This window comes from Micromonospora fiedleri (genome assembly GCF_016774385.1).
In the GTDB taxonomy this organism is placed as follows: domain Bacteria; phylum Actinomycetota; class Actinomycetes; order Mycobacteriales; family Micromonosporaceae; genus Micromonospora; species Micromonospora gifhornensis.
This window is the reverse complement of sequence record NZ_JAETXL010000012.1, coordinates 91,149-103,053: the sequence shown is the minus strand read 5'-3', so window position 1 is coordinate 103,053 and position 11,905 is coordinate 91,149. Positions and strand designations below refer to the sequence as shown.

At 71.1% G+C, this 11,905-nt stretch carries 14 protein-coding genes; 7 read left to right on the top strand and 7 right to left on the bottom strand.

The genetic code is table 11. The features are described from left to right. Nucleotides 1–114: 114 nt before the first annotated feature. Nucleotides 115–390 carry a hypothetical protein gene (locus JMF97_RS27225; protein WP_203224118.1) on the bottom strand — a complete coding sequence of 92 codons (276 nt, stop codon included), beginning with the start codon at nucleotides 388–390 and terminating at the stop codon, nucleotides 115–117. 498 nt (nucleotides 391–888) lie between these two features. Between JMF97_RS27225 and JMF97_RS27220 the strand changes: the two genes are divergently transcribed. From JMF97_RS27220 to JMF97_RS27200, 5 genes are all read left to right on the top strand, one after another. Next, nucleotides 889–1,077, top strand: a complete 189-nt coding sequence (locus tag JMF97_RS27220) for a hypothetical protein (RefSeq protein WP_203224117.1) — start codon at nucleotides 889–891, stop codon at nucleotides 1,075–1,077. A 187-nt stretch (nucleotides 1,078–1,264) separates the two neighbouring features. Further along, nucleotides 1,265–2,026, top strand: a complete 762-nt coding sequence (modA, locus tag JMF97_RS27215; protein ID WP_438803780.1) for a molybdate ABC transporter substrate-binding protein — start codon at nucleotides 1,265–1,267, stop codon at nucleotides 2,024–2,026. A gap of 3 nt (nucleotides 2,027–2,029) precedes the next feature. Then, on the top strand, nucleotides 2,030–2,830 hold the full coding sequence (locus tag JMF97_RS27210; protein WP_203224115.1) for an ABC transporter permease: 801 nt from the start codon (nucleotides 2,030–2,032) through the stop codon (nucleotides 2,828–2,830). Then, nucleotides 2,827–3,912: an ABC transporter ATP-binding protein gene (locus tag JMF97_RS27205; protein ID WP_203224167.1), complete on the top strand. Its 1,086-nt coding sequence runs from the start codon at nucleotides 2,827–2,829 to the stop codon at nucleotides 3,910–3,912. Before JMF97_RS27210 ends, JMF97_RS27205 begins: the two co-directional genes overlap by 4 nt. Further along, nucleotides 3,912–4,727, top strand: coding sequence for a helix-turn-helix transcriptional regulator (locus JMF97_RS27200; RefSeq protein WP_203224114.1), 816 nt, complete (start codon nucleotides 3,912–3,914; stop codon nucleotides 4,725–4,727). Before JMF97_RS27205 ends, JMF97_RS27200 begins: the two co-directional genes overlap by 1 nt. On the opposite strand, the gene JMF97_RS27195 is transcribed toward JMF97_RS27200, so the two are convergent. The 4 genes from JMF97_RS27195 to JMF97_RS27180 all read right to left on the bottom strand — a co-directional run bounded on the left by JMF97_RS27195 (nucleotide 4,702) and on the right by JMF97_RS27180 (nucleotide 9,015). After that, a complete protein-coding gene (locus JMF97_RS27195) occupies nucleotides 4,702–5,133 on the bottom strand; it encodes a DUF2000 domain-containing protein (protein ID WP_203224113.1) in 432 nt (143 codons plus the stop codon). The two genes, JMF97_RS27200 and JMF97_RS27195, sit on opposite strands and share 26 nt — an antisense overlap. An 88-nt stretch (nucleotides 5,134–5,221) precedes the next feature. Beyond that, nucleotides 5,222–7,582 carry an HAD-IC family P-type ATPase gene (locus JMF97_RS27190; RefSeq protein ID WP_238360240.1) on the bottom strand — a complete coding sequence of 787 codons (2,361 nt, stop codon included), beginning with the start codon at nucleotides 7,580–7,582 and terminating at the stop codon, nucleotides 5,222–5,224. Between the two features lie 117 nt (nucleotides 7,583–7,699). Beyond that, nucleotides 7,700–8,509 carry a hypothetical protein gene (locus tag JMF97_RS27185; protein ID WP_203224112.1) on the bottom strand — a complete coding sequence of 270 codons (810 nt, stop codon included), beginning with the start codon at nucleotides 8,507–8,509 and terminating at the stop codon, nucleotides 7,700–7,702. Between the two features lie 2 nt (nucleotides 8,510–8,511). Further along, nucleotides 8,512–9,015 carry a SigE family RNA polymerase sigma factor gene (locus JMF97_RS27180; RefSeq protein ID WP_203224111.1) on the bottom strand — a complete coding sequence of 168 codons (504 nt, stop codon included), beginning with the start codon at nucleotides 9,013–9,015 and terminating at the stop codon, nucleotides 8,512–8,514. 294 nt (nucleotides 9,016–9,309) lie between these two features. On the opposite strand from JMF97_RS27180, the gene JMF97_RS27175 reads away from it, so the two are divergent. Beyond that, a complete protein-coding gene (locus JMF97_RS27175; protein WP_203224110.1) occupies nucleotides 9,310–9,885 on the top strand; it encodes a DUF6596 domain-containing protein in 576 nt (191 codons plus the stop codon). 23 nt (nucleotides 9,886–9,908) lie between these two features. Here JMF97_RS27175 and JMF97_RS27170 read toward each other — a convergent pair whose 3' ends face one another. Beyond that, complete coding sequence (locus JMF97_RS27170; RefSeq protein ID WP_203224109.1) at nucleotides 9,909–10,265, bottom strand: YciI family protein; 357 nt, start codon at nucleotides 10,263–10,265, stop codon at nucleotides 9,909–9,911. 111 nt (nucleotides 10,266–10,376) lie between these two features. Beyond that, on the bottom strand, nucleotides 10,377–11,159 hold the full coding sequence (locus JMF97_RS27165) for a DUF427 domain-containing protein (RefSeq protein WP_203224108.1): 783 nt from the start codon (nucleotides 11,157–11,159) through the stop codon (nucleotides 10,377–10,379). Between the two features lie 164 nt (nucleotides 11,160–11,323). On the opposite strand from JMF97_RS27165, the gene JMF97_RS27160 reads away from it, so the two are divergent. Next, nucleotides 11,324–11,857, top strand: a complete 534-nt coding sequence (locus tag JMF97_RS27160; RefSeq protein WP_203224107.1) for a DUF4188 domain-containing protein — start codon at nucleotides 11,324–11,326, stop codon at nucleotides 11,855–11,857. The last annotated feature ends 48 nt before the right edge of the window (nucleotides 11,858–11,905 follow it).

The window sequence follows — 11,905 nt, the reverse complement described above, 5'->3', positions numbered from 1 at the left end:
GAAGTTGGTCGCCCGCGATCAGCCAGTAGTTCCAGCGACTCCGCAACTGTGTTGATCGACGGTCCGAGGCGTTCTAAGCCGGTCCAGGGTGATTCGCACGCCCGTCGATACGACTCAGGTCGTCGCGCGCCGGCTGGGAACCTTCTTCCGCCTCGGTTGCCCGACCACCATGGGTGCCGGGGCGGTCCGCAGTCCGGCCTTCATCACGAAGATGGACCGCCGGTCCACCGCATCACCCCGGGAATCGAGCTGGTAACCGTCCAGCCATACCCACCCGTCGTAGGTGGTCCAGTCCAGCACCCGGATCACCCGGAACAAGATCGGTCGGAGGAACTGCACGCTGGCCTCGGGCCCCACCAGGAGTAGGTCACCGGCGCGGGGTGCGGTCATGGCAGCCAGCCGAGGAATCTCCGGTGCAGCAACGCCGCTGGCGCCCATCCCATGTCCTGGCTGGCAGCCACCATGCATGAGCCCATGTACAGCGCCAGGGAGACAGGGGCTTTGTCGTACTCGGCTTGCAACTCCTGACGACGGGTACGGCAAGGCCAGGGAGCGCCACACCCCGCGCACGTCCAGACCGGCAGAACAGGGCTGTGCGTCGTCATGACGCCTCCCCCGGCCAGTGGCCCCGGCTGATCGGCACCCGGTGCTGTACCCGACACGGGAGATCCCGTCCGCATCGGCAGGTCACCCGTTTGAGGATGTGGTTCCACGCCGGTCGGTGCCGTCGCCCGAGGGCCAGAGCAACGCCAGCCAGATACTCCCCGTACGAGACGAATCGCGTCACGTACCCATGGCATCACGAAGAGTTGCATGAAGGCAACCCCCATAGGCGTTGTCCCACGCAGTTCCCCCAGAGGCAATCCCCAGGGGTCATAGCGTCAGGTCGTGGATCTGCTCGGACTGGATGAGATCCGTGATCTGCTAGGCGGGATCAGCAAGCAGCGCGCCACGATCATCGTGGGCCGCAAAGGATTCCCTGACCCGGTCGTCACGTTGAAGATGGGCCGCGTCTGGGATGGCAAGGCCGTCCGGGCCTGGATCGCCGAGAACCGCCCCAACCCAACTGAGGACTGACCTGCAGGTACCACGCTGCCCCTTGACGCCCCTGGAGATGGCTCCCGAGGTCGGGTGGGGCGGGTAGGCCCCGGACAGGGCCCGTCAAGATAGCGGGGTGACCGCGCTCGTGGACTGGATCGCCCGCCGACCGACCCTCCGGCTCCCGAGCGCGACCGTCGTCAGCACCGCAAGGACCGGCACCCGGCTGCGTACCACCCTGGCCGCCGTCGGCGTGCTCGCGGTACTGCTCGTGACCGGCTGCGCCGACGACCGGGCCGAACCACCCGGCGACGGGATCGGTGGCGAGTTGACCGTGTTCGCGGCCGCCTCGCTGACGGAGTCGTTCACCCGGATCGGGGAGGACTTCGAGGCAGCCCAGGGGGTGAAGGTGGTTTTCAGCTTCGCCGGTAGCTCCGCCCTGGCCGCCCAGATCAACCAGGGTGCCCCGGCCGATGTCTTCGCCGCCGCCGCGCCGGCCCCCATGGCCACCGTCGTCGAGGCCGGCAACGCCGCTGATGAGCCGGTCACCTTCGTACGCAATCAGCTTGTCATCGCCGTACCCAAGGGCAACCCGGACGGGGTGACCAGCCTGCGCGATCTCACCGGGCCGGACCGGAAGGTGGCCCTCTGCGCCGAGCAGGTGCCCTGCGGGGCGGCGGCCCGCGCGGCGCTGGAGGCCGCCGGGGTCGCCCTGACCCCGGTCACCCTGACCCAGGACGTCAAGGCGGCCATGGCCCAGGTACGACTGGGTGAGGTCGACGCCGCCCTGGTCTACCGCACGGACGCCCGGGCCGCTGCTGAGGTCGAGGGGGTCGAGTTCCCGGAGTCGGCCGGGGCGATCAACGACTACCCGGTCGTGGTGTTGACCGACGCGGCCAACCCGGCCGCCGCCCGCGCCTTTGTCGAGCACCTCCGCTCCGAGGCGGGTCGCGCGGTGTTCACCGCCGCCGGATTCCAGGTGCCGTAGCCGGTGCGTCGACCCGAGAGCCGCCCCCGCCGGGTTCCGGTCGCACTGCTGCTGCCCGCCGCGATCGGCCTGCTGTTCCTCCTGCTGCCGCTGGTCGGGTTGCTGGCCCGTACGCCCTGGGCCACCCTGCCGCAGCGGCTCACCGAGCCGGGCGTACTCACCGCGTTGCGGCTGTCGGTGCAGACCGCCACCCTCGCCACCCTGCTCTGCCTGGTCCTCGGCGTGCCCCTGGCCTGGCTGCTGGCCCGGGTGCCGTTCCCCGGCCGCCGGTTGGTGCGCGCCCTGGTCACCGTCCCGCTGGTGCTGCCACCCGTGGTCGGCGGCGTGGCGCTGCTGCTGGTCTTCGGCCGTCGTGGACTCGTCGGTGCCTGGCTGGACGAGACGTTCGGGATCACCGTGCCGTTCAGCACCACCGCGGTCGTGCTGGCGCAGACGTTCGTCGCCATGCCGTTCCTGATCCTCGCGGTGGAGGGGGCGCTGCGCGGTGCCGACACCCGGTACGAGGAGGCCGCAGCCACCCTGGGTGCCGGCCGCTGGGTCACCTTCACGCACGTCACGCTGCCGATGGTTGCGCCCGGGGTGGCCGCCGGGGCGGTGCTGGGCTGGGCCCGTGCGCTCGGCGAGTTCGGCGCGACCATCACCTTCGCCGGCAACTATCCCGGCCGTACGCAGACCATGCCGGTGGCCGTCTACCTCGCCCTGGAGACCGACCTGGAGGCGGCCATCGTGCTGAGCCTCGTCCTGCTCACCGTCTCCGTGGTGATCCTGGCCAGCCTGCGGGACCGGTGGGTGAGCGCACCATGACCCGGCTGCTGGACGCGCATCTGGTGGTCGACCGGGGTGGCTTCCGGCTCGACCTGCCGCTGACCATCGCCCCCGGGGAGGTGGTGGCCCTGCTCGGGCCCAACGGCGCCGGCAAGACCACCGCCCTGCGGGCCCTCGCCGGTCTGCACCCGCTGCACGCCGGGCACCTCACCCTCGCCGGCCGCGACCTGGACCGCCCCGGACACCGGGCCTGGGTGCCCACCGAACGGCGACCGATCGGTGTGGTCTTCCAGGACTACCTGCTCTTTCCCCACCTCAGCGCGCTGGACAACGTCGCCTTCGGGCCGCGTCGGCACGGCCTGGACCGGCAGCACGCCCGGCAGCGGGCGGCCGGTTGGCTGGCCCGGATGGGCCTGACCGAACAGGCCCGCCGCAAGCCCCGCGAACTCTCCGGTGGGCAGGCCCAACGGGTCGCGCTGGCCCGCGCCCTGGCCGTCGACCCGGCGCTGCTGCTGCTCGACGAGCCGCTGGCCGCCCTCGACGCCCGTACCCGACTCGACACCCGAGCCCAGCTGCACCAGCATCTTGCCGCCCACCCGGGAGCCACCCTGCTGGTCACCCACGATCCGTTGGACGCCCTGGTGCTCGCCGACCGGCTGGTGATCATCGAGGACGGCCGGGTGGTCCAGGAAGGCGATGCCGCCACCATCACGGCCGAACCCCGTACCGACTATGTGGCCCGCCTGGTGGGGCTGAACCTCTACCGGGGACACGCCACCGGTCACCAGGTGCGGCTCGCCGACGGGCACGTGCTGACCATCGGCGACCGGTACGACGGGGAGGTTTTCGTGGCCTTCGCACCGGCGGCCGTGGCGCTGTACCCGCACCGGCCGGACGGCAGCCCTCGCAACACCTGGCCGGCGACCATCACCGGCATTCAGCGGCACGGCGACAATCTGCGGATCCAACTGACCGGCCCGATCGAGGTCGCCGCCGACGTCACTCCGGCCGCCGCCGCCCACCTCAAGCTGGTTCCGGGCCAACCGGTCTGGGCCGCTGTCAAGGCCACCGAGACCCGCGCCTACCCTGCCGCGGCCGGAGCGGGCGTTACCGTCGACTGATGTCCACCGGGCAGCAGATACGGGTCTGGTCGCCGCCGGTCAGCGGGATAACCGAGGTGCTGCACGCCCGGTTCACCGAGCACGCGTACCCCATGCACACCCACGGCAGCTGGACGTTGCTGGTGGTCGACGACGGGATCGTCCGCTACGACCTCGACCGTCACGAACACGGCGCGTTCCGGCAGGTGGTCACCCTGCTGCCGCCGGGGGTAGCCCACAACGGCAGCCCGGCCACCCCGGGCGGATTCCGTAAACGGGTCCTCTACCTCGACCCCGAGCAGCTCGGCGACCGGCTGGTGGGCCGCGCCGTGGACCAGCCCTCGTTCGACGACACGGCGCTGCGGCGGCGGATCGACCTGCTGCATGCGCTGGTGGCGGCACCCGGTGACGAGTTCGCCGCCGAGGTGCAACTCGCCGTCGTCCGCGAACGGCTCCGGGCCCACCTCACCCGACGTACGCCGCAGGCACCGGCGGTGCGTGACACGCGGATCGCGCGTCGGCTGCGCGAACTGCTCGACGAACACGTCGTCACCGGGCTGAGCCTGCGGGACGCCGCCGGGGCCCTGCACGCCCACCCCACCTATCTGGTGCGCGCCTTCTCCACCGCGTACGGACTCGGACCACACCAGTACGTGATCTCACGTCGGGTGGACCTGGCCCGACAGTTGCTCCGGGAGGGTCGGCCCGCCGTCGAGGTCGCGGTCGCGGCCGGCTTCTACGACCAGGCACACCTGAGTCGGCACTTCAAACGGATCCTCGGTTACCCGCCCGGCCGGTACCGCTCCTGTGCTACGGGTGCATCCGGGCACCCTTGATGACCTTGTCCACCCCGTTGCGGGGGCCGTACACCGCCAGGCCGGTCAGGTCCAGGTCGGCGCGGCCGACCGCGCGTACCGCCGCCCGGTTGTCCCGGTCGTTCCCGGTGCCGAACAGGTCCGAGGTGAAGACCGCCAGCGGCAGGTTCCGCCCGACGGCACGCTGGTGGGCGGTGGTCAGCACCTCCTTCGACCCGGCGAAGACCAGCACCGGCTGCCGGAACATCGGCAGGTAGGGCGTGTCGTCGGCGTCGGCGTACGGCTCGCCGATCACCTCGGGCGCTGCCCGGGAGATGCCGCTGACCAGGAACGCCGTCATGTTCAGCCGCTGCCAGACCGGCAGGTCGTCGCGGAGCAGCACCGCGATCTTGGTGTCGAAGCGTACGGGCTCGGTGCCGGTTTCCATGGCGTCGAGTGTGCTCGCCGTATCCGGGCCGGGTCTTGTACGAATCTTCCCTCTGCGGTGGCGGCAGCACGGGCTCCGCGACGTGGCGTCAGTCCGGTGGGCGTAGCCGGACCCGGCGCAGCAACTGGGCGTTGAGCGCCACCACGATCGTCGAGGCGGACATCAACACCGCCGCGACCGCCGGGCTGAGCGCCACCCCGGCCCAGGCCAGACCCCCGGCGGCCAGCGGCAGCGCGACCACGTTGTAGCCCGCCGCCCAGGCCAGATTCTGGACCATCTTCCGGTACGCGGCCCGCGACAGCCGGATCACTCCGGTCACCCCACGCGGGTCGGAGGAGGCGAGCACCACCCCGGCCGACTCGATCGCCACGTCGGTGCCGGCCCCGATCGCGATGCCGACGTTCGCGCGGGCCAGCGCCGGGGCGTCGTTGACCCCGTCCCCCACCATCGCCACCCGCAGACCCCGGCGTTGCAGGTCGACCACCGCGTCGTCCTTGTCCGCCGGCAGCACCTCCGCGAACACCTCGTCCTCACCGGCCCGGAACCCGAGGTCGGCGGCGACGGCCTCGGCGACCGGACGAGCATCCCCGGTGATCATGACGATCTTCCGGATGCCCTGCCCGCGCAGGTCGGCGATGGCCTGCCGCGCCTCCGGCCGCACCTCATCCTCCAGGGCAAGCGCACCGAGCACCTCCGCCCGCCCGCCCGTCGCCCGGCTGTCGGATGCCCGGCCCTCGGATGCCTGACTGTCGGGTGCCTGGCTGTCGGAGGTCTGGCCGTCGGACAGGCGCAGCAGGTGCAGTACGGCCGCGCCCCGGTGGGACCACTGCTCCTGCCGTCGGGCCAGTCCTTCGGGGACGGTGACGCCGAACTCCCGCAGCAGCGCCGGCCCGCCCACGGCGTAGCTGACCCCGTCGACCACGGCGCGTACGCCCCGACCGGTCAGCGCCTGGAAGCCCGTCGCCGTCCGCCGGAGCCCCTGCGCCTCGGCGGCTGCCACGATCGCCCGGGCCAGCGGATGCTCGCTGTCGGCCTCCACCGCCGCCGCGATCGCCAGCACCTCCCGCTGCCCGGCCGTCTCCTGCCCGTTGTCGTCCTGGGCTGGTGGGTCACCGGTGTCGTTCCGGCGCGGTACGGCGGCGGCGCCGGTGTCGGCCTGGCCGGGTGTGCCCTCGGTGGCACCGGTGTCGTTCCGGGCCGGTGGGTCGGTGGTGGCGGCGATGGCGGTGACGGTGTGCGCGCCTCGGGTCAACGTTCCGGTCTTGTCGAACAGCACCGTGTCGACGGTGCGCATCCGCTCCAACGCCAGCCGGTCCTTGACCAGGATTCCGCCCTTCGCGGCAACCGCCGTGGACAGGGCGATCACCAGGGGGATGGCCAGGCCGAGCGCGTGCGGGCAGGCGATGACCAGCACGGTGACCGTACGCACCACCGCTTCGCCGAGGTTGCCGAGCACGGTCCACACCAGCAGGGTGACCAGGGCGGTGGCGGTGGCGATGTAGAACAACCAGGCGGCGAAACGGTCGGCCAGCACCTGCGCCCGACCACTGGACTGTTGTGCCTGCGCCACCAGTCGTTGGATGCCGGCGAGCGCGGTGTCGTCGCCGAGCGCGTCGACGCGTACCCGAAGGGATGCGTCGGTGGCGACGGTGCCGGCCACCACCCGATCACCGGACGCCCGCGCCACCGGCCGGGACTCGCCGGTGATCATCGACTCGTCCATCTCGGCCTGGCCGTCGAGGACCTGACCGTCCGCCGGCACCCGTGCGCCGGGCCGTACCAGCACGGTGTCGCCCACGCGTAGGTCGGCCACCGACACCCGCTCGGTCCGACCGTCGTGGATGAGCCGTTCCGCGTCGTCGGGCAGCAACGCGGCAAGCGCCGACAGGGCACCCTGCGCCTGGCCGATCGCCTTCATCTCCTGCCAGTGGCCGAGCAGCATGATGGTGACCAGCGCCGCCAGTTCCCACCAGAAGTCCAGGTCGAACGCGCCGAGCGCGGTGGCCAGCGACGCCAGGTAGGCGACGGAGATCGCCATCGCGATCAGCAGCATCATGCCGGGGGCCCGGTCGCGGATCTCGCGCACCGCCCCTTGGAGAAAGGGCCAGCCGCCGTACGCGAACACCACCGTGCCCAGCACCGGCCCCACCAGGTCGATCCCGGGGAAGTCCAGTTCGTAGCCGAACCAGTCCATCACCATGTGGCTGGTGACCACGATCGGGACGGTCAGCGCCAGGCTCAGCCAGAACTTGCGCCGGAACGCCTCCGGATCGTGCCCCGCATGCTTGTCATGCCCCCCGCGCCCACCATGCCCCCCATGCCGCCCACCGTGCTCGCCGCCCCCGCGCTCGCCGCCCCCGTGCTCGCCGCCCCCGTGCTCGCTGTGCCCACCGTGCGGCCCGGCAGGCTCGTCCCCGTGTCCACCGTGGCGGCGTTCATCCCGCACCATCCCACCCCTCCACTCTCGCCCACCATATACCCCCAAGGGGTATAACCGATGGCAGATCTTGGTACGAACACGCCCCTATAAGGGCGGGTACGTACCAAGATCTCTGACGAGATTGGGCTATTGGAGGTGGAATCGTTTGTTGGTGGCCAGGGATGCCAGTTGCGGTACGGAGAACGGCAGCTCGGTACGGCTCTGAAGGGTGCTGTCGTGGTCGGTGGCCTGCGCGACGAAGACCACCACGCCGTCCGGGTGCCGGAAGGCGGCCCACTGGTCGAAACGGTCGTCGTCGCCGGGGTTGACGACCACGCCCACCTGTGCGGCTGCGACGGTGACCACTTCGCAGTCGCCCTGCATGCCCCAGAACTGGCGGGTCAGCGCGCACGGTTCGGTCGGCAGTTGATTGCCTGCGGTGTGAACCTCGACCAGTAGGTGCCCCGTCCACTCGCCCTTGGCGAGGCTGACCTCCGACGAGTAGCTCCACACTTCGACTCCGTCGACCGTCTGCTCGTACTGTGCCTGGTGGGACGGGCCCTCTGGGGACTCCGGGACGGTGTAGCCGGCCGGCACGACGGCGCGGAGCTGGTCGAGAAGTTCGGCGCCGCGGTCGTACCTGGTGCCGGCCCGGGCGGTGCGATCCTGCTGGGGGAGACCGTCCGGCCCGGTCGGCCACGGGGAGGCGGTGTCGTCCTCGGACGAGGGCGCCCCGATCATCGCGGGGCTCCATCCGCCGGCACCCGGGACGGCGAAGGTTCCGAAGAAGGCCACGGCCACCACCACCGCCGCCGATCCGACGCAGGCCCGGACGGTACGACGCCGGTTGCGGGCCCGGCGGGCGCTGCCCAGCATGGTCTGCGTGTCCAGCGGCGGTGGCGAGGAGACGCTCGCCATCTCGTCGCGCAATGCCTCGCGCAACTGCTGTCCGTCCATCGTTACCCTCTCTCGGTGCCGCTGTACGTGGGTGACAGGAGACCGCGCAGCGTGTCCAGGCCGCGGGCGGCCTGACTCTTCACCGTCCCCGGTGAGCAGCGCAGTAGGTGGGCGACCTCGTCGACCGGCAGGTCCTCCCAGTAGCGCAGGACCAGCACGGCCCGCTGGCGGGGCGGTACGGCGGCCAGGGCCTGGAGCATCACCAGCCGGTTCTCCGGTGCGTCGATGGGTGCCGGCTGCTCAGGGTCGGCATCGTCCAACTGCTCCCGCCGCCACCAGCCGCGCCGCCGCTCGTCGAGGAAGGTGCGGACGATGATCTGGCGTAGGTAGGCGTCGAGCACCTCGTGCCGGGAGACCCGGTGCCAGGCCAGGTACAGCTTGGTGAAGGCGGTCTGGACCAGGTCCTCCGCCCGGTGCCAGTCGCCGCAGAGCAGGTACGCCGTGCCGCGCATCGCGCTGGACCTCGCCGCGAAGTATTCCGCGAACGCCGTGTCGCGATCGCCCATTCAGGCCTCCGATCCCCGATTCGAGTTAGTCACGCCAGGTGCGGCTCGCGGGGTTGCATCACATGGTGGGTCGGGCCACGTCGACGTCGACGTACTCCGGGTGTTGCACCCTGGTCGGGTGGGTGACGTGGCGGAACTGGTGGAGCGGATCTGGCGGACGGACGCGGCCGGCATGCTCGGGGTGCTCAGCCGTCGGCTCGGCGATCTCGACCGGGCCGAGGAGGTGTTGTTGACGTTGTCCGCCGCCAGCGGCCTGAGCACGGCGGAGATCGCTGCCGCGTTCATCGTGCCGGTTTGGCCGGGTTGCTGCCCGGCGAGCCGGAGGTGGCCGGTCTGGCGGCGTTGCTGGAGTTGCACCAGGCCCGCGCCGCCGCGCGGTTCGACTCGTGGGGCCGCATCGTGCTGCTCGACCAGCAGGATCGCCGGTTGTGGGACAGGGCGGCGATCGAACGGGCGGCGCTGCGGCTACGCGCGGCGGTGCGCCTGGGCCGGACCGGGCCGGGCCAGTTGCAGGCCGGCATCGCCGCGCTCCATGCCCTCGCCCCCTCGTACGCGGACACCGACTGGACCGACGTGCGGGCCTTGTACGACCTGCTGTACGCGGTGGACCCGTCGCCGGTGGTCCTGCTGAACCGGGCGGTGGCCACCCGGTTCGCGCTGGGCCCCGCACCGGCGTTGGCCGAGGTCGACGCGGTCGGTGACCGGCTCGCCGGCTACCACCTGTGGCACGCGGCCCGGGCCGATCTGCTGGCCGCGCTGGACCGCCCGGCCGAGGCGCTGACGGCGGCCGAACGGGCACTGGAGTTGGCGACGAATCCGGCCGAGCGGGAGCTGATGTCGCGTCGGGTGGGTGAGTTGAGGCGCCGGTGAGCCGCCCTTCGGCGTCGCCGCGGTCAGCTGCCGATCACCGGGCGGACCTCCACCGCGCTCATGCCGGGCGACAGCGGCCAGGTGGTCGCGATCCGGGTGGCCTCGTCGATGTCGTCGCACTCCAGCCGGACGATGCCGCCGATGACCTCCTTGAGTTCCAGGTACGGGCCGTCGGTGACGACCGGCTGGCCGTCCGCGCCGGCGCGAACGGTTCTTGCCGTGTCGCGGGGCTCCAGCTCGGCCCCGCCGGTGACGACCTTGCCGGTCGGCTGCCACCGCTCGAACCACTCGGAGATCTGCGTCATCACCTCCTGCTCGTCGGCCGGCGACATCGTGGTCCACTCGCGGTCGTCACCGAAGATCAGCATCGCGTACTGCATGGGTGCTCCTCGTGATGGAAGGCTGCGTCCTCCCTGTGACGAACGGCCGGCATCGGTCCTCGACACGATCGACCGAATTTCTGCCGAGGCGGTCGGCGGAGGCGGCGTGGTCTACCGGTGTGGCGTGGGCGGGCTGACCGACTCGCCGTCCACCAGGATCGTCACCCGCTCTGGATAGAACGCGGTCAACCCGGCGATGTTGGCGACGCTGGGCAGCGGGTCGGGGTAGTACCAGGCGATGTTCCGCCCGGCGGCTCCGGGCACCTGCCTCAGCGACCAGTACGAGGCGACCCCCTTGTACGGGCAGCGGGTGTGGTGCTCGGACGGCAGCAGCAACTCCTGGACCAGGTCGTCGGCGGGGATGTAGTAGCGGGTGGGCAGCCCGGTCTCGAAGAGCAGCACCGGTCGTCGGGTGTCGGCGAGCACGACTCCCTCGTGGGTCACCACCACGTGCCGTGTGCTGGGCAGCGAGTCGACGCGGGAGAACGGGTCACGTGGGTGTACGAATACTTCCTCGTCTTCCTCGTACCATCGCTCGACGCCCTGGCCGAACCACTCCCGCCAGGCGAGGCACACGGTCTGCGCGAAGACGTCGCCGGGGTAGGTCCAGGCGGCGTTGGGCAGGGTGACCCCGTCGACGGTCAGGTCGTGGAAGCTGCTGCCGGCCCGGCTGCCGGGCTCCGGTGGCTGTTCGGCGGGCCGCAGGGTGCCGCCGACCAGGTCGGCCAGCGGGAAGACGTAGAACGGCACGGGCAGTCCGGGTTCCCAGACCAGCAGCGGTCGGCGGCTGTCCACGACGACGGTGTCACCGATGCGACCACGGACCCACCGTTCGCTGTGGTGGTAGGTGAGTCGGTCCTCCGGCGGGGCGAAACGCGGTGCGGGCGCGAGCATGGGCAACCCCCTCGGCAACACGTGTTGTCTGACGTGTTCCACAGTCAATGCTTGTATTTCCTAGTCTCTACTGCTCTCTTGGAATCCTACATACGTGTGCTGTTCGCTGGCACCGGACGAGGGAGTGACCCGGTATGGGCAATGAGCCGAAGCAGCGGCCCCGGATGACCGCTGAGATCGAAGGTGACTTCGCTGTCTTCATCACCGGCATGCGGATCAACCGGTACTGGAAGATCCACAGGTGGTACCCGAACTTCCGCGACATGCGCAAGATCCTCATGGCGCTGTTCAGCGACCCGGACAACGGTGCACTCTGCGCCCACCACGCCTGGACTCCCCGGGGGCCGATCCTGATCGGCTACTTCCGTAGCGTCGAGCAACTGGAGCGGTTCGCCAACGACCCGCAGCAGCCGCACGCGGAGGTCTGGGCGCGGTACTTCAAGCGGATGAAGAACAACGGCGACGTCGGGGTCTGGCACGAGACGTTCGTGGTCCGGTCCGGCGAGTACGAGGCCGTCTACGACTACATGCCGTCGCCCACCGGCCTGGCGATGGGTACGTCCCACGTACCGGTCGAGCGCCGCGGTGATCTCGCCGTGGACCGTCGCGCCACGGGTGCCCGACTGGCGAAGGAGCGGACGGCCGCGCAGACGGCCGGGGACGGGAAGGCCGCCGCCGGTCGTACGCCCTCGGAGTGAGGCCGTACGACCGACGACGGCGTTCTGGTTCGACCCTCGTCGAGGGTT